Source organism: Ensifer sp. PDNC004, assembly GCF_016919405.1.
GTDB lineage: Bacteria > Pseudomonadota > Alphaproteobacteria > Rhizobiales > Rhizobiaceae > Ensifer.
On record NZ_CP070352.1, the window covers coordinates 1,002,118 to 1,017,000 of the forward strand.

General features: G+C 63.7%; 16 protein-coding genes and 1 pseudogene. 10 read left to right on the forward strand and 7 right to left on the reverse strand.

Annotated features, from left to right (window positions below; translation table 11 throughout):
• The first annotated feature begins 40 nt into the window (after positions 1-40).
• Positions 41-529, forward strand: coding sequence for an Rrf2 family transcriptional regulator (locus tag JVX98_RS04380; RefSeq protein WP_205235926.1), 489 nt, complete (start codon positions 41-43; stop codon positions 527-529).
• Here JVX98_RS04380 and JVX98_RS04385 read toward each other — a convergent pair.
• The 4 genes and pseudogenes from JVX98_RS04385 to JVX98_RS04400 all read right to left on the reverse strand — a co-directional run bounded on the left by JVX98_RS04385 (position 512) and on the right by JVX98_RS04400 (position 3,338).
• Entirely contained in the window at positions 512-1,516 is a 1,005-nt protein-coding gene (locus JVX98_RS04385; protein ID WP_205235927.1) for a mechanosensitive ion channel family protein, read from the reverse strand. The genes JVX98_RS04380 and JVX98_RS04385 overlap by 18 nt on opposite strands.
• A gap of 69 nt (positions 1,517-1,585) precedes the next feature.
• The gene (locus tag JVX98_RS04390; protein ID WP_205235928.1) at positions 1,586-1,993 is read right to left on the reverse strand and encodes a cupin domain-containing protein; all 408 of its coding nucleotides are present in this window, start codon (positions 1,991-1,993) and stop codon (positions 1,586-1,588) included.
• 52 nt (positions 1,994-2,045) lie between these two features.
• A pseudogene (locus JVX98_RS04395) lies at positions 2,046-2,799 on the reverse strand (SDR family oxidoreductase).
• 59 nt (positions 2,800-2,858) lie between these two features.
• Positions 2,859-3,338: a carboxymuconolactone decarboxylase family protein gene (locus JVX98_RS04400; RefSeq protein ID WP_205235929.1), complete on the reverse strand. Its 480-nt coding sequence runs from the start codon at positions 3,336-3,338 to the stop codon at positions 2,859-2,861.
• 131 nt (positions 3,339-3,469) lie between these two features.
• Here JVX98_RS04400 and JVX98_RS04405 point away from each other — a divergent pair, with 131 nt between their 5' ends.
• A complete protein-coding gene (locus JVX98_RS04405; RefSeq protein WP_205235930.1) occupies positions 3,470-4,375 on the forward strand; it encodes a LysR family transcriptional regulator in 906 nt (301 codons plus the stop codon).
• Positions 4,376-4,387: 12 nt separating this feature from the next.
• Here JVX98_RS04405 and JVX98_RS04410 read toward each other — a convergent pair whose 3' ends face one another.
• The gene (locus JVX98_RS04410; protein WP_192451231.1) at positions 4,388-4,873 is read right to left on the reverse strand and encodes an Lrp/AsnC family transcriptional regulator; all 486 of its coding nucleotides are present in this window, start codon (positions 4,871-4,873) and stop codon (positions 4,388-4,390) included.
• A 142-nt stretch (positions 4,874-5,015) separates the two neighbouring features.
• Here JVX98_RS04410 and JVX98_RS04415 point away from each other — a divergent pair, with 142 nt between their 5' ends.
• Both JVX98_RS04415 and JVX98_RS04420 read left to right on the forward strand, forming a co-directional pair.
• The gene (locus JVX98_RS04415) at positions 5,016-5,432 is read left to right on the forward strand and encodes a DUF2000 domain-containing protein (protein WP_205235931.1); all 417 of its coding nucleotides are present in this window, start codon (positions 5,016-5,018) and stop codon (positions 5,430-5,432) included.
• Between the two features lie 306 nt (positions 5,433-5,738).
• Positions 5,739-6,917: an MFS transporter gene (locus tag JVX98_RS04420; protein ID WP_192451229.1), complete on the forward strand. Its 1,179-nt coding sequence runs from the start codon at positions 5,739-5,741 to the stop codon at positions 6,915-6,917.
• A gap of 78 nt (positions 6,918-6,995) precedes the next feature.
• Here the strand turns inward: JVX98_RS04420 and ycaC are convergent, their stop codons facing one another.
• Entirely contained in the window at positions 6,996-7,622 is a 627-nt protein-coding gene (gene ycaC / locus JVX98_RS04425) for an isochorismate family cysteine hydrolase YcaC (RefSeq protein WP_034787558.1), read from the reverse strand.
• Between the two features lie 143 nt (positions 7,623-7,765).
• Between ycaC and JVX98_RS04430 the strand changes: the two genes are divergently transcribed.
• Together JVX98_RS04430 and JVX98_RS04435 are read left to right on the forward strand one after the other, a co-directional pair.
• Positions 7,766-8,713: a LysR substrate-binding domain-containing protein gene (locus JVX98_RS04430; RefSeq protein WP_205235932.1), complete on the forward strand. Its 948-nt coding sequence runs from the start codon at positions 7,766-7,768 to the stop codon at positions 8,711-8,713.
• A 234-nt stretch (positions 8,714-8,947) separates the two neighbouring features.
• Positions 8,948-9,241, forward strand: coding sequence for a hypothetical protein (locus JVX98_RS04435; RefSeq protein ID WP_034787562.1), 294 nt, complete (start codon positions 8,948-8,950; stop codon positions 9,239-9,241).
• 36 nt (positions 9,242-9,277) lie between these two features.
• On the opposite strand, the gene JVX98_RS04440 is transcribed toward JVX98_RS04435, so the two are convergent.
• Entirely contained in the window at positions 9,278-9,976 is a 699-nt protein-coding gene (locus JVX98_RS04440; RefSeq protein WP_205235933.1) for an aspartate/glutamate racemase family protein, read from the reverse strand.
• Between the two features lie 221 nt (positions 9,977-10,197).
• Between JVX98_RS04440 and JVX98_RS04445 the strand changes: the two genes are divergently transcribed.
• From JVX98_RS04445 to JVX98_RS04460, 4 genes are all read left to right on the forward strand, one after another.
• Positions 10,198-11,727 (forward strand): ABC transporter substrate-binding protein, encoded by a 1,530-nt coding sequence (locus JVX98_RS04445; protein ID WP_205235934.1) that lies wholly within the window; start codon positions 10,198-10,200, stop codon positions 11,725-11,727.
• 120 nt (positions 11,728-11,847) lie between these two features.
• On the forward strand, positions 11,848-12,789 hold the full coding sequence (locus JVX98_RS04450) for an ABC transporter permease (RefSeq protein ID WP_043615358.1): 942 nt from the start codon (positions 11,848-11,850) through the stop codon (positions 12,787-12,789).
• Positions 12,789-13,658 carry an ABC transporter permease gene (locus tag JVX98_RS04455; RefSeq protein WP_192451224.1) on the forward strand — a complete coding sequence of 290 codons (870 nt, stop codon included), beginning with the start codon at positions 12,789-12,791 and terminating at the stop codon, positions 13,656-13,658. The genes JVX98_RS04450 and JVX98_RS04455 overlap by 1 nt, the downstream gene beginning before the upstream one ends.
• A gap of 3 nt (positions 13,659-13,661) precedes the next feature.
• Positions 13,662-14,873, forward strand: coding sequence for an amidohydrolase/deacetylase family metallohydrolase (locus JVX98_RS04460; RefSeq protein ID WP_205235935.1), 1,212 nt, complete (start codon positions 13,662-13,664; stop codon positions 14,871-14,873).
• Positions 14,874-14,883: the final 10 nt, after the last annotated feature.

A 14,883-nucleotide genomic window follows, 5' to 3' on the forward strand; every position in this document is an offset into this window, starting at 1 on the left:
CGAACGGCATCTGCCGGACGAAAAATGATCGTTAGAGCGTATGATCCTTAAGAGCCAAGTCGAATGGGCGTTGCACTGTTGCGCCATTCTCGCCGGCCTGCCCGAGGGCCGCTACCTATCGACCAAGGCGCTGGCCGAATTCCACGGACTTCCGAAGGAGTATCTGTCGAAGGCGCTGCAAAGCCTGTCACAGGCAGGCCTCGTCCACACGACCCTCGGCCCTTCGGGAGGCTACCGGCTGGCGAAAGCGCCAGCGGAACTGACCTTCCTCGAAATCGTCGAGGCGGTCGAAGGCAGGACGCGCACCTTCGTCTGCACCAACATCCGGGCCGACAATCCCTGCCGGGCGCCCGGTTACTGCGACGAGACGCCCTGCGCGGTGGCGCGCATCATGTGGGAGGCGGACGAAGCCTGGCGCGACAAGCTGCGAAGCGTGCGCCTGTCCGATCTGATCGAGACGCTCTCGAAGGAACTCCCCGCCGATCTCTGGAAGCGAAGTTTCGCCTGGGTGCTAGAGCGCGCCGGATGAGCGGCGCCCTGCCGTGGTTTCAGCCGGCGAGATGTAGAGATACGCCGGCAGCGCGAGCGACAGGCCATCTTGCCGGCATTGCTCATGGACGCGTGCGATCACCTCGTTTCGCGCGGGCGTCCTTTCCGCCGGGCTTCTGACGCGAAACTGCAACTCGATCTCGATCGCCACGGCGTCGATCGCCTTGAGGGCCACGGCCGGCGGCGGATCGTGCACGATCCGGGTGCATGCCTGCAAGGCGATCCGCAAGACCTCTTCGGCCCGGCCGGGCGAGTGATCCGCAGCAATGCGGATCAGCAACGAGATCTGATGGGTTTCGTCAGGGCGGCTGAAGTTGGTGAGCCCGACCTTGGCGAGCGCGCTGTTCGGCAGGACGACGACATTGTGGGCGCTGGTGAGCAGAAAGGTGGAGCGCCAGTTGTTTTCGATGACCCGTCCCTCGGTTCCGTCGCCGAGCGCCACCCAATCGCCGATGGCGAACGGCCGCCCCAGCGTCAAGGCAATCCCGGAAAAGACGTCGCCGAGCGTGTTCTGAAGCGCAAGCCCGAAGATGATGGCGACGACGCCTGACGTGGCGACGAGCGTGCCGATCGGCGCTTTGAAGACGAACCCCAGGATCGACAGCGCCACGCCGAGATAGACGGCAGCGACGATGAGATCCTGCAGAAGGCGGGCTTCCTGTGGCCGCCGGTCAAGAACGATGTAGAGGCGAACGAAGCCGACGAGCGACCAGGCGAGGTGTGTCCACCAAAGTACCCGCGCCGAGGTCGCGAGGAACGCCGCTGCGCCTTGCAGATGCTGGTCGTCGCCGCGATGCGGCATCATCCCGGCAAGGAGGAGAACCGCGGTCATGATGGAGAAGAACAGGATCTGGACGATCAGCCGCGCCATCAGACGGCGGCGACCCTGCAGAAGCCAGACGACGATGCCGGCAGCCCCCAGAAGATTGATCAGGATCAGCGGCAAGGGCAGGTGTTCGGCGAACATGGCAGGCTCCAACAATTGAGCCGAAAGAAGGACCGGGCGCGCGATTGGCACCCGGCCCTTGGCATCACGTTATTTCGTCATCGGAAAGGTCAGTTCCTTTTCGGCGGTGTCGACGACGAAGACGGCCAGCAGCTTAGCTGGCGCGGTCTTGCTGCCGTTGGCGCTGACGCCGTGACGGTCGCCCGGCATTTCGGAGAAACTCTCACCGGCCTTGTATTCCTTCACCGGGCCGTCATTGACCTGGCTGAGGATCGAGCCTTCAAGCACGGTCGCATAGATGAACGCCGTGCTCGCATGGGTATGCGCCTCGGACGAGCCGCCAGGCCCGTATTCCACCAGGACACCCTTGATGCTCTTGCCGGGAACGTTCGGCAATTCATGCTCATAGACAAGCGTCACCTTGGCAGCCTCACCGGCGACGGCGGTGCCGAACAGGGTTGCAGTAACGGCAAGAGCGGCGAGGAAAGACTTGATCATGTCGAAAATCCTTTCAGACGAGGGAGACGCGCGACGCGCACCTCCGGTTCGGTTACTTGCGGGGCGCCGTTGCGAACCACTCTTCGAAGGTGATGCGGCCGAGGCGGGGATGGTTGTCGGAAACAAGCGAGCCGTCCTCGAGCAGAGCGCCGAAATAACGCGCCTCCCGGGCGGGCTCGACCTTGCGATTGTCGCCCATCGCCTTGAGATAGCGGGCGACGAGATCGCTGAGGCGCGAGCGTTCGGGACCGGCAATCTCGATCGTGCCATTGACGGGAGCGGCGAGCGCCACGTCGGTCATGGCATCGGCAACGTCGTTAGACGCGATCGGCTGCACATAGGCCGGCGACAGGCGCACGACGTCGCCGACTGTTCCCGGATTGCGCGATCCCGCTCAGGAACTCCATGAACTGGGTCGAGTGCACGATCGTGAAGGGCACGCCACCGGCCTTGATCAGCTTTTCCTGGGCAAGCTTGCCGCGGAAGTAGCCGCTCTCCTGCAGCCGCTCGGTACCGACCACGGAAAGCGCGATATGGTGTTTGACACCGGCAGCTTGTTCGGCGGCAAGCAGGTTGCGGCCGGACGTCTCGAAGAATTCGAGCACCGCCTTGTCCTCGAACGAAGGGGAGTTGGCGAGGTCGACGACGACATCGCAGCCGCTGAGCGCTTCGGCGAGCCCCTCGCCCGTGATCGTGTTGACGCCGGTGTTCGGCGAGGCGGCGATCACCTCGTGTCCACGCTTGCACAGGCGTTCGACCGTCTTTGAACCGATGAGGCCGGTTCCGCCGATGATGACGATTTTCATGGGATCCTCCATTGGCGGCGCCCTTCGCGCCGCCTTGCATGACGGCTGTTGAGGCGCGCTCAGTTGAGCCCGGCTTTGTCGAGCCCATAGAGCTTGTCGGCCGAGCCGGGCACGGACTTGAAGGCGACACTGACGCGGTTCCAGGCGTTGATGGCCATGATGGAGAAGGTCAGATCGGAGATTTCCTTCTCCGAGAGCTGGCCGCGCACGCGCTCGTAGAGTTCGTCCGATACGCCGCCCTCGGGCAATTTCGTCAGCGCCTCGGTCCAGGCAAGTGCGGCGCGTTCGCGCGGCGCAAACAGGTTCGATTCCCGCCAGATCGCCACGTGGTAGAGGCGCAATTCGCTCTCACCGTGGATCTTCGCCTCTTTCACATGCATGTCGACGCAGAACGCGCAGCCATTGATCTGCGAAGCGCGCAGATTGACGAGATCGCGGATGGCCTGCTCGATGACGCTATCCTTCAGGCTGAGGCTGAAGTCGGAGATTTTCTTGAAAAACTCGGGTGACTGCTGGGCGTAGTTGAGGCGCTGGGTCATGGATTTGCTCCTAAATTAAGGACATTTGTTATCCTTATGGATACAAAGTATCCTTAATTGACGGACAGTAAAGCGCGTCCGGCGTAAACTCGGCGCATAAGGCTTATGTCGAAACGTTTGGGGGAAGCCGGATGGACATCGTTTCTGCGCTCAGAGCCTTCCTGCGGGTGGCAGAGACCGGCTCGTTCTCCGCCGCCGCCAACGACCTCGGCCTGACCCAGCCGGCCGTATCACGCCAGGTCTCGGCGCTCGAGGAGCACCTGAGCACGCGCCTTCTGCATCGGACGACGAATGCGCTGGCGCTGACCGCCGAGGGCGAGCACATGATCCCGATGGCGATTAAAGTGGTCGAAGCGGTCGACGCTCTCACCGAAGCCTCCTGCGGCGAGACCGGCCTCGTGGCGGGCCGCGTGCGGCTCACCGTGCCCGCACCGCTCGGCCTCTATCTCAGCGATCGCCTGGCAGCCCTGCTCGCCCGTCATCCGGGCCTGTCGGTCGAGCTGCTGTTTCGCGAGGAGCCCTCGGACCTGGTCGGAGAGGGTATCGATCTGGAAGTGCGCTTGGGCCCGGTGTCGGAGAGCGGCCTGATCTGCCGGCGGATCGGCTGGACGACCGCGTTTCTGGTGGCGACACCCGACTATCTGGACCGGCGCCCCGCGCCCACGTTACCCGACGACGTCGGGACGCATGAATGCATTTGCTACAGCCGCGCCGGCGACGGCCGCCAGTGGACGTTTTCCGACGGCTCCGACGACGTTTTCGTGCGCATCGCGCCCCGCCTCGTCGCCAACAATGCCTTGGCCGTGCATCGCGCGGTGCTCGCCGGCAACGGCCTTGCGATCCTCTCCCATATCCTGGCCTGCCCCGACATCGACGCAGGCCGCCTGGTCAACGTCATGCCGGCATTCCCACCGGCGCGCCTGCCGATCAGCGTCGTCTACCCTTCGCGCAGAAACGTGCCGCTGCGCGTGCGCACCGTCCTCGATTTCCTGGTGGAGGTGGTCCGGGAAGACCCGCTGATGGCGTCCGCCTCCTGACCGCCGCTTGGGTCAGCGCTGGCCGGCCGAGGCACGAAGGGGCAGCCCGCCATAGGCCTTGATCTCCTTCAGCACGAAGGTCGTCTGCATCTCCTTGATGCACGGCAGGCGCCGCACGACCTTCATGGCAAAATCCGAATAGGAATCGAGGTCGGCAGAGACGACCTGGAGCAGAAAGTCCGCATCGCCGGCGATGCTGTAGCAGGCAACGACGCTGTCGAGCTTCATCACCTCGTCGGCGAAGGCGTCCGCTTCCGCCTCCGTGTGGCTGTCGATCTTCACGCGGATGAAGGCAAGCACCCCAAGGCCGATTTCCCGCCGATTGAGAACGGCCATGTAGCCCTGGATCACGCCGTCGTCCTCCAGCTGCCGCACGCGCCGCCAACAGGGCGAGGTCGACATGCCCACTTCCTCCGAAAGCGCCTGGTTGCTCAGGCGCCCGTCACTTTGCAGCGCGTTCAGGATCTTTACATCGGCGGGCGTTAGGGTCGCGGGCATCTTCTATCTCAATTCGAGGTATACTCGGTAAAATCTACCTCATCTTTGCAATTCCTCGCAACATCCGAAAGAAACTGCCTCGCCGCACGGTCTATTCTCCTGTCCGGCAGCCGCCTTGAGATAGAGAGAGGAAACAGACCACGTGCTTCAGGACACCCGCCTCGCCATAATCGTCAATCCCGAACTGGCACCCGGCCATCTCGCCAACACGATCGCGGCGATCTCCATCGGCATCGGCTCGGCGATGCCCGGTCTCGGTAACCAGAAGCTGACGGACAGCAGGCAGAACACCATCGATATCAGCTCCAACCGGCCGGTGCCGATCCTTCAGGCCGATGGCGCGACGATCCGTGCGCTGCTCCTGAAGGCGCTGCAGAAAGACAACGACCGTGTCGTCGTGCCGTTTCCCGCCTTCGCGCGCTCGCTGCACAGCTACGCGGACTACGAGACGCAATTTCCGGAACGCGACCTTTCGCAGGAGACGATCGACGGAATCGGCCTTGCCGGCGACGGAAAGTGGGTCAAATCGCTGACGGGATCGCTGAAATTGCTGCGATAGGGCAAAAGCCTCGCAACGGCGCGGCGGGTCGGGGTCCGCCCCTGCCCGGCATGTACATTTTTTTCACCCGAACCAGACCAATGCGCGGATTGGTGGCGACACATTCGCAACACCAACAGCCATTCGCTCGGAAAGGCAGCGCTTTCCGACTTGCCGGCCTCTTCGCGCCTTGACGGGGCCCGGTCTGCGCGACAAGCTCTGAAAACATTCAGAATATCAGAATTCCTTCACATACCGCATCGGCTCGACGGCTCCCGCCGTTGCCGAGGGTGCATCGCGCGACACGCTATCCGGGGAACAAAACGCATGACCAATCAACGGCTCATCATGCTGATCTTCTTCCTGCAACCGATCGCCTTCGGCGCCTGGTTGCCGCGCATTCCCGACGTGCAGCAAAGGCTCGGACTCGGCCCGGCGGAACTGGCGATCGCGCTGCTCGGCATGCCCGTCGGCATTCTGCTGACGCTGCCCTTTGCCGGTCGTTTCGTCGCCTGGATCGGCGGACGTGCAACCATCCTCTACGGCTTCGTCGTCTTTCTGGCGCTCGTCTGGCTGCCGACATGGGCTCCGAACATCGAGGTGCTCTTCGTGGCGCTCGCCATCGTCGGCGCGGCGCTGACGACGCTTGAACTCGGCCTCAACGTCGAGGCCGACGCGATCGAAAAGCACTCCGGGAAGCTGATCATGAGCACCTGCCACGGCTTCTGGAGCCTCGGTATCATGACCGGCAGCCTGGTTGGCGTCGGCTTCGCGGCGCTGCATGTGGCGCCGGAATGGGCGGTGCCGCTGACGGCTGCCGGCATGCTTCCGATCAGCGTCTATTTCGCCCGGAAGCTGCCGCTCCTGAAGACCGGCGAGGCCGCGGCTGCCGAGGCGGCACCATCCAGGCGCAAGCTGCCGGGCTGGGCATTGCTCGGGGTTTGCTTCTTCGTCTTCGGCATCACCATGACCGAGGGCGCCGTCGCCGACTGGTCGGCAGTCTTCCTGCGCGACATCTTCGGGCTTTCCAGCGCCAGCGCCGGTTTCGGCTACTCGATCTTCGCCTTCATGGTGGCGGCCGGGCGCTTTGCCGGCGACCGGCTGAAGGCGAGCTACGGCCCGGTTGCGGTGGCGCGCGCCTGCGGCATCGCCAGCATTACCGGGCTCATTCTGGTGGTGGTAAGCCCCGCTGCCTGGGCAGCGCTTCTCGGCTTTGCCGCCATGGGCTTCGGCGTATCGGTCGGCTTTCCCTTCGCCGTCACCGCCGCCGCCGACCAGAAGGACCGGCCGGCGGCCGCAAGCGTCGCCATTCTGTCCTTCATTGCGCTGCTCGGCTTCCTGCTCGGGCCGCCACTGATCGGCCTGATCGCCGAATACAGCGACATGCGTTTCGGGCTTGGCGTGCTCGTGCCCTTCCTCGCCGTCAGCTTGCTCTTGACCGGCCGGCTCAAGCCCGCCGCCCGTGTGGGCGTGCAGGACGCCCAGCAAGCCGCCAGCCGCGCGTAACGGCTACGGCAAGACGAGAACGCAAAAAGCCCCGGCCATGCCAGGCCGGGGCTTTCGTCGTTCCTCGTCTGGCGCGTCCTACTTGCGTGCCGCCATGGTGTTGTAGCTGGTGATGAGGTTGCGGTAGTCCGGGATGTGGTTCGAAAACAGCGTGCCGAGGCCTTCGATGTCGTTGCGCCAGTCGCGGTGCAGTTCACAGGCAACGCCAAACCAGGTCATCAGCTGAACGCCGGCGGCGGTCATGCGCGACCATGCGGAATCGCGGGTCACCTCGTTGAAGGTGCCGGAAGCATCCGTGACCACGAAGACCTCGAAGCCTTCCTCGATCGCCGAAAGCGCCGGGAAGGCCACGCAGACCTCGGTCACCACGCCGGCGATCAGCAACTGCTTCTTGCCGGTGGCCTTTACGGCCTTGACGAAGTCCTCGTTGTCCCAGGCGTTGATCTGGCCCGGGCGGGGAATGAAGGGCGCATCGGGAAACTGTTCCTTCAACTCCGGCACCAGCGGGCCGTTCGGGCCGTCCTCGAAGCTGGTGGTCAGAACCGTCGGCAGCTTGAAGTACTTGGCGAGATCACCAAGCGCCAGCACGTTGTTCTTGAACTTGTCCGGGTCGAAGTCGCGCACCAGCGACAACAGGCCGGTCTGATGGTCGACGAGCAGGACGGCAACATCATCCTTGTTGAGGCGTACGTAGGGCTTGGTCATCGGAAGTCCTTTCCTTCGTTTGGTTTCATCACCGCCAGCGACCGTCGTTGCCGCTTGATCCACTGTGATTGAACGTAAGCTACTGCAGGACCGTCACCGCAAAAAGATTGTGAATTTCGACGCAGCGTCCTATCAATAGAACGATGCAAGATCTGAACGACCTCTATTATTTTGTCCAAGTCGTCGAGCACGGCGGCTTTGCGGCTGCGGCGCGGGCGACCGGTACGCAGAAATCGCGGCTGAGCCGGCGCATTGCTGTCCTGGAAGACCGGATCGGCGTCCGGCTTATCCAGCGTTCGCCACGCCGGTTCTTCGTTACCGATGTCGGCCGCGAATATTACCAGCGCTGCGTTGCGGTGTTAATCGAGGCGGAAGCGGCCGATGCCTTCATCGCGCAGCATCAGGGAGAGCCGCAGGGCATCATCCGGGTGAGCTGCCCGACCGCGTTGATCTCGTTCCAGTTCGGCCGGCTCTTTGCCCGGTTCATGACCGCTCATCCCCGGATCGGCCTGCATCTGGAAAGCACCAACCGGCGCGTGGACGTGATCGCCGAAGGCTTCGACGTTTCGATCCGTGTCCGGTTCCCGCCGCTGGAAAAGAGCGAACTGGTGATGCGCAAGCTTGACGACAGTTCGCAATATCTCGTCGCCAGGCCCGGATTTCTGAAGGCGCCGATTGGCGAGCCCGCACAACTGACGGGATTGCCGAGCCTTGCCTGGACCTCGGCGACGCACACCTATGAATGGCGGCTGGAAAGCGCCGATGGAGAGCGCGCCGTCGTCCGCCACGAGCCCCGCTTCCTGACCGACGACATGGCTGCGCTGCGCGAAGCGGCACTCGACGGCGCGGGTATCGTGCAACTGCCGACGATGATGATCTGGAAGGACCTGGCAGCTGGTACGCTGGTGCCCGTCCTGCCGCAGTGGCGCCCCGCGTCCGGCGTCGTGCACGCCGTCTTCCCTTCGCGGCGCGGGCTGCTGCCCTCCGTCCGTACCTTCATCGACTTTCTTGCCCAGGAATGCGCCGCCGATCGCCTGACGATCGACGAGAGCCTGGCATGGCAGGCAACGCCACCCCATATCACTGCCTAGCGCATCCGGCGGTCAAGCGGGCTCACGTCAAGGTGCCGTCCTCGGCGGGCCTCCCGCGGACCCATGCGCCGGCCGCATGGGTGCCATTCCTTGCATATCCGGCCGCAACGCACGATCTTGATGGAGAAGCCGCGTTCGACGCCGGCTCCCCTCCTGGACCCACCCCAGTCGTAGACTTTTCCCCCGGCTTCGGCCGGCGCGGCCATTTCGGCTTGAACAATAGGGAAGGTAATCATGCAGACAACTGCCAAGACCCCCGACGCCAAGACACTGGATGCCATGACGCTGGATGAACGTTCGAACATGATGGCGCTGGTAGCAGAAGCGCTCGAGGCAACGGCCGAGAAGGCCTACGAGATCGGCGACGACCGGTTCGCTGAGAACTCGATCAGCCTCGCCAACATCATCATCGGTTGTGCGGACGACCTGGTCGTCGGCGACTTGCCAGCCGCCGAACTGCTTTTGCAACAGGGCATCGCACTTCTCAGCCTGTTTCCGGGCGAGCCCCGGGAATTCACCCTGCACTAGCCCGTGCGATCACGGCCGACGGCCAGTCGGCCGTGGTCAGGCGTCCCCGAGCGCGAGATCGACCGCGGCAAGCGCGTGGATCTCAGTCGTGTCGAACACCGGGACCGGGCTATCGGCCTGCGAAATCAACAGCATGATCTCGGTGCAGCCCATGATGATCGCTTCGGCGCCGGCATCCACGAGCCGTGCGATGATGGTGCGGTAAGCGTCACGTGAGCTGTCCTTGACGATACCGGCCACGAGTTCGCGGTAGATGATCTCGTGCACCTTCGCCCGGTCTTCCGCCTCCGGCACCAGCACATCGAGACCGAATTTTTCCGCCAAGCGACCCTTGTAGAAGTCCTGCTCCATGGTGAAGGCCGTTCCGAGCAGGCCGACCTTGCGAAGGCCTGCCGCCTTGATCTTTTCTGCCGTGGGGTCGGCGATATGCAAGAGCGGAATGGAGACGGCGGCCGAAACGTCCGCTGCCATCTTGTGCATGGTGTTGGTGCAGATCATCAGGAAATCGGCGCCGCCGGCCTCAAGACGCCGCGCCGCGGCGATCATCTCTCCCGTCAAAGCCGGCCAGTCGCCGTGATGCTGCAGGCGTTCGATCTCGCCGAAGTCCATCGACCACATCAGCGATTTCGCCGAGTGCACGCCGCCAAGGCGCTCGCGAACTGTCTCGTTGATGATGCGGTAATACTCCGCCGAGCTCTCCCAGCTCATGCCGCCGATCAGGCCGATGACCTTCATTTTCTTCTCCCTTTTCAATCCGGACTCCGGGCTAACAAATCCCGCGCCGTCGCGATAGCGCCCACCCGTTTATGCACCTCCAGGACAAGGGGTCCTGCTTGCCGCTGCCGGCGGTTGTGACACGACGACGACAGCCGGTTGACATTTGCAGCTTTGTGCCGTTTTATATTCCAAAATAAAGAACGACATAGCATAACTATGGAATATGAGGAGGAGCAAATATGAAATCGACTAAACTCGCATTGCTTATTGGAACCGCATTGGTGGCATCGGCAACCCTCGCCTTTGCACAGGAAAAGGGCGGCGTGATCACCGTCGCAACCGTCGGCGAACCGCCGACCCTTGACCCGATGGCATCGACGGCCGACCTCGTCGGCATCGTCTCGCAACACATTTTCGAAACGCTCTACACCTTCGACAAGGACTGGAAGCCGACGCCGCTGCTCGCCGCCAGCCTGCCGGAGATCAGCGCCGACGGCAAAATCTACACGATCAAGCTGCGTTCGGGCGTCAAGTTCCACGACGGCACCGATCTCGACTCGAAGGACGTCGTCGCCTCGCTCGAGCGTTGGACCAAGGTCGCCTCGCGCGGCAAGCAGACGGCAACGACGATTTCCGGCATCGAAGCGGTCGACCCGCTGACGGTAAAGATCTCGCTGGCCACCCCTTACGCACCGCTCGTCTCGCTGCTCGCCTTCAACAACTCCGCGGCAATCGTGCTTCCGTCCGAAAAGCAGGCCGAGCCGATGACCGATTTCGTCGGCACCGGCCCCTACCAGCTGAAGGAGCGCAAGGCGGACCAGTATATCCAGCTGACCCGCTACGACGCCTACAAAACGCCGGAAGGCGAGGCCAACGGCTATGGCGGCGCCCGCCACCAATATGCCGACGAAATCCGTTTCGTGCCGGTTCCGGATCCGAACACCCGCGTCGAGGCCGCCGTTTCCGGCCAGTACGACTATGTCGATAGTCTGCCGGTCGAATCCTTCGAGCGCGTCAAGGGTTCGAGCGCCTCCGAACCCGTGATGCTGCAGCCGTTCGGCTGGCCGGTCTTCGTCTTGAACTCCGGCAACGGCATGACCAAGAACCTCGACCTGCGCAAGGCGATCCGCGCTTCGCTCAGCATGGAAGACATGATGGCCGCCGCCTTCGGCACCACCGACTTCTATGCGCTCGACGCCGCTCTCTACCCGTCGCAGTTCACCTGGCGGACCGATGCCGGCACCGAAGGCGCCTACAACATCGCCGATGCGGAAAAGGCCGGCGAACTCCTGAAGGCCGCCGGCTACAAGGGCGAGCCGCTGCGCATCCTGACCAGCCGCCAGTACGAGTTCCACTACAAGATGGCGCAGGTCGCCGCCGAGTACCTGAAACTCGCCGGTTTCACCGTCGATCTGCAGGTGGTCGACTGGGCAACGCTCACCCAGCGCCGCGCCGACCCGACGCTCTGGGACATCTACATCACCCACAGCCCCTTCCTGCCGGAACCGGCGCTGATCGGCATGATGTCGACGAAGGCGCCCGGCAACTGGGATACGCCGGCGCGTGCCAAGGCGGTCGATGCCTTCAACGCCGAATCCGACCCGGCCAAGCGCGTGGCGCTGTGGGCCGACGTGCAGAAGGTGATCTTCGAAGAAGTGCCGTTCATCAAGATCGGCGACTTCAACGCGCTCTCGGCCAAGTCAAAGACGCTTGAGGGCGTCTCACCGGCCCCGTGGCCGTACTTCTGGAACGCTTCGATCAAGAAGTAAGCTCCCCCCTCCCAAGGGACTTCGGCGGATGTTCGGGCAAAAGCCCGGCGTCCGCCTGAAGGGGCGCGTCGCTCCGCCTCCACCTTTCGGCGGGGCGCACAGGAAAGGTTCGAGGCCACCATGTTACGCTACATCTTCCAACGGCTGATGGGCATGATCGTCGTCATGGCGATCGTCGTCACGATCGTCTTCGTCATCGTCCGCGTGACGCCTGGGGACCCGGCCGCCGTCATGCTCGGTCCGGAAGCGACCCAGGAGGACATTTCGGCGCTGCGCACCCGGCTTGGCCTCGACCAGTCGCTCGGCCTGCAATATGTCTACTATATCGGACAGCTGCTGCAGGGCGATCTCGGCCAGTCGATCTTCCTCAACCAGCCGGTCACGTCGGCCTTGGCAGAGCGTGCCGAACCAACCTTCTTCCTGACGCTTTTCTCTATCCTGATCGCCTGCGCCATCGCGCTGCCGATCGGCATCTACGCCGCCTACAGGCGCGGCTCCTTCGTCGACCAGGCGGCAACGACACTCGCCATGTTGGCGGCGAGCATACCGAGCTTCTGGCTCGGCCTGATCCTGATCCAGGTGCTGGCGGTGCGCTTCGGCTGGTTCCCGGTCTCCGGCTATGGCGGCCCCGGTTCCTCCTTCGCGGACCGCATGTACCACCTGGCACTGCCGGCGATCGCGCTCGGCGTGGTCTCCTCGGCACTGATCCTGCGCTTCACCCGCGCCTCGATGCTCGACGTGCTCGGCGACGACTTCATTCGCACCGCCCGGGCCAAGGGCCTTGGCGAACGCAAGGTGGTTATGAAACACGCGCTGAAAAACGCGCTGATCCCGATCCTGACGATCATCGGCCTCACCGCCGCCGTGCTGATTTCCGGCGCCGTCGTCACCGAAACCGTCTTCGGCCTGCCCGGCGTCGGCAATCTCGTCGTCTCCGCCGTGCTTCGCCGCGATTATCCGGTCATCCAGGGCGCGCTGCTCGTGATTGCAGCACTCTACGTGCTGATCAATTTCGCGATCGACATGCTCTATCTCCTCGTTGATCCAAGGGTGCGCTACTGATGGCTATCACCGTATCCGCCCCCTCCGAGAGCGAGGGCCGCAAGTTCATCCGCCGGCTGCTGAAGCGCAAGACCGTTGCCTTCGGCCTGATCGTTCTCACCGTCTTCGTGCTGCTCGCCGCCTTCGCGCCGCTGATTGCGCCTTACGCACCCGGCAAGCTCTCGATCGTCAACCGCCTGCAGCCGCCGAGCCTGCAATGGTTCTTCGGCACGGACGAGTTCGGTCGCGACGTCTTTTCCCGCACCATCTATGCGGGACGCCTGTCGCTGTTTGTCGGCGCCGCCGTCGTCACGCTCGCAACCGTGATCGGCGTGGTGCTCGGCCTTCTTGCCGGCTTCTTCCAGAAGCTCGACACGCCGATCGCCCGCGTCATCGACGCGATGATGGCTTTTCCGGACATCCTGCTGGCAATCGCGCTGGTCGCCGCCCTCGGCCCGTCGCTGACGACCGTCATCATCGCGCTCAGCATCGTCTACGCGCCGCGGCTCGCCCGCGTCGTACGCGCCTCTACGCTGGTCATCCGCGAGCTACCCTATGTCGAGGCGGCGCGTGCGCTCGGCATCTCGACGCCGCACATCATGACGCGGCACGTGTTGCGCAACCTGCTGTCGCCGGTCCTCGTCCAGGGCACCTTCCTCTTCGCCCATGCGATGCTCGCCGAAGCCGGCCTTTCCTTCCTCGGCGTCGGCGTCAGCCCGGAAATCCCCACATGGGGCACGATGATCGCCTCGGGCCGGCAATATATCGGCCAGGCCGACTGGGTAACGCTCTTCCCGGGCATCGCCATCGTGCTTTCGGTGCTGTCGCTGCAGATGGTCGGGGACGGCCTGCGCGACATGCTCGACCCCCGCCTCAGAAAGGATCTGTAAGTCATGGCTAACGAAACCAGCAGCAAGGGGCCGGTCCTGCTCCGCCAGGTGAAGCCCGTCGCCTTCGGCATGGCCGCACCGGCAGAAACCATCGACATCCTCGTCGACGGCGAAGGTCGCATCGCCGCACTCGGCCGGAACCTTCAGGCCCCGGACGGCGCACGCCGTATCGAAGGCAATGGCGCCTGGATCTCGCCCGGCTGGATCGACCTGCACGCCCATGTCTGGCATGGCGGCACCGATATCTCCGTTCGCCCGCAGCTTTGCGGCATGGAGCGCGGCGTCACCACCATCGTCGATGCGGGCTCGGCGGGTGAAGCCAATTTCCACGGTTTCCGCGAATACATCATCGAGCCGTCGCGCGAACGCATCAAGGCGTTCCTCAATCTCGGCTCGATCGGCCTTGTCGCCTGCAACCGCGTCAGCGAACTCTCCGACATCCGCTCGATCGACATCGACCGTATCATCGCCTGCTACCAGGAAAACCGCGAACACATCGTCGGCCTGAAGGTGCGCGCCAGCCATGTGATCACCGGTTCCTGGGGTGTCACGCCGGTGAAGCTCGGCAAGAAGATCGCCAAGATCCTGAAGATCCCGATGATGGTGCATGTCGGCGAACCGCCGGCGCTTTACGACGAAGTACTCGAAATCCTCGGACCCGGCGACATCGTCACCCATTGCTTCAACGGCAAGGCGGGCTCCAGCATCATCGAGGACGAGGACCTGTTCGAGCTTGCCGAACGCTGCGCCGGCGAAGGCATCCGTCTCGATATCGGCCATGGCGGCGCCTCGTTCTCCTTCCGCGTCGCGGAAGTGGCGATCGCCCGCGGTCTGCTGCCCTTCTCGATCTCCACCGACGTGCACCTGCGCAGCATGAACCAGTCCGTCTGGGACCTCGGCACCACCATGTCGAAGCTGCTCAGCGTCGGCATGCCCTTCGAAAAGGTGGTCGAGGCCGTGACCCAGGCGCCGGCTTCGGTCATCCGCCTGCCGATGGACAATCTGCTTACCGTCGGCGCCCGCGCCGAATTCACCCTCTTCGACCTCGTCGATAGCGAGCTCCGGGTCTTCGATTCCCTCGGCGCCGAAGCCCATCTCAACCGCCTCTTCGAGCCCCGCTACGCGGTGATGGGCACCGAGGTGGTTGCCGCCAACCGTTACCAGCCGCAGCATGTCGAATGCCCCGACCACAGCCACGGCTTCAGCTACCGCTGAGGCAAGGCAC

Coding starts and splice junctions, on each gene's coding strand:
- JVX98_RS04450 (WP_043615358.1), top strand. CDS start 11,848: ATGTTACGCTACATCTTCCAACGGCTGATGGGCATGATCGTCGTCATG.
- JVX98_RS04400 (WP_205235929.1), bottom strand. CDS start 3,338: ATGACCCAGCGCCTCAACTACGCCCAGCAGTCACCCGAGTTTTTCAAG.
- JVX98_RS04385 (WP_205235927.1), bottom strand. CDS start 1,516: ATGTTCGCCGAACACCTGCCCTTGCCGCTGATCCTGATCAATCTTCTG.
- JVX98_RS04455 (WP_192451224.1), top strand. CDS start 12,789: ATGGCTATCACCGTATCCGCCCCCTCCGAGAGCGAGGGCCGCAAGTTC.
- JVX98_RS04420 (WP_192451229.1), top strand. CDS start 5,739: ATGACCAATCAACGGCTCATCATGCTGATCTTCTTCCTGCAACCGATC.
- JVX98_RS04430 (WP_205235932.1), top strand. CDS start 7,766: ATGCAAGATCTGAACGACCTCTATTATTTTGTCCAAGTCGTCGAGCAC.
- JVX98_RS04405 (WP_205235930.1), top strand. CDS start 3,470: ATGGACATCGTTTCTGCGCTCAGAGCCTTCCTGCGGGTGGCAGAGACC.
- JVX98_RS04440 (WP_205235933.1), bottom strand. CDS start 9,976: ATGAAGGTCATCGGCCTGATCGGCGGCATGAGCTGGGAGAGCTCGGCG.
- JVX98_RS04380 (WP_205235926.1), top strand. CDS start 41: ATGATCCTTAAGAGCCAAGTCGAATGGGCGTTGCACTGTTGCGCCATT.
- ycaC (WP_034787558.1), bottom strand. CDS start 7,622: ATGACCAAGCCCTACGTACGCCTCAACAAGGATGATGTTGCCGTCCTG.
- JVX98_RS04410 (WP_192451231.1), bottom strand. CDS start 4,873: ATGCCCGCGACCCTAACGCCCGCCGATGTAAAGATCCTGAACGCGCTG.
- JVX98_RS04435 (WP_034787562.1), top strand. CDS start 8,948: ATGCAGACAACTGCCAAGACCCCCGACGCCAAGACACTGGATGCCATG.
- JVX98_RS04445 (WP_205235934.1), top strand. CDS start 10,198: ATGAAATCGACTAAACTCGCATTGCTTATTGGAACCGCATTGGTGGCA.
- JVX98_RS04460 (WP_205235935.1), top strand. CDS start 13,662: ATGGCTAACGAAACCAGCAGCAAGGGGCCGGTCCTGCTCCGCCAGGTG.
- JVX98_RS04390 (WP_205235928.1), bottom strand. CDS start 1,993: ATGATCAAGTCTTTCCTCGCCGCTCTTGCCGTTACTGCAACCCTGTTC.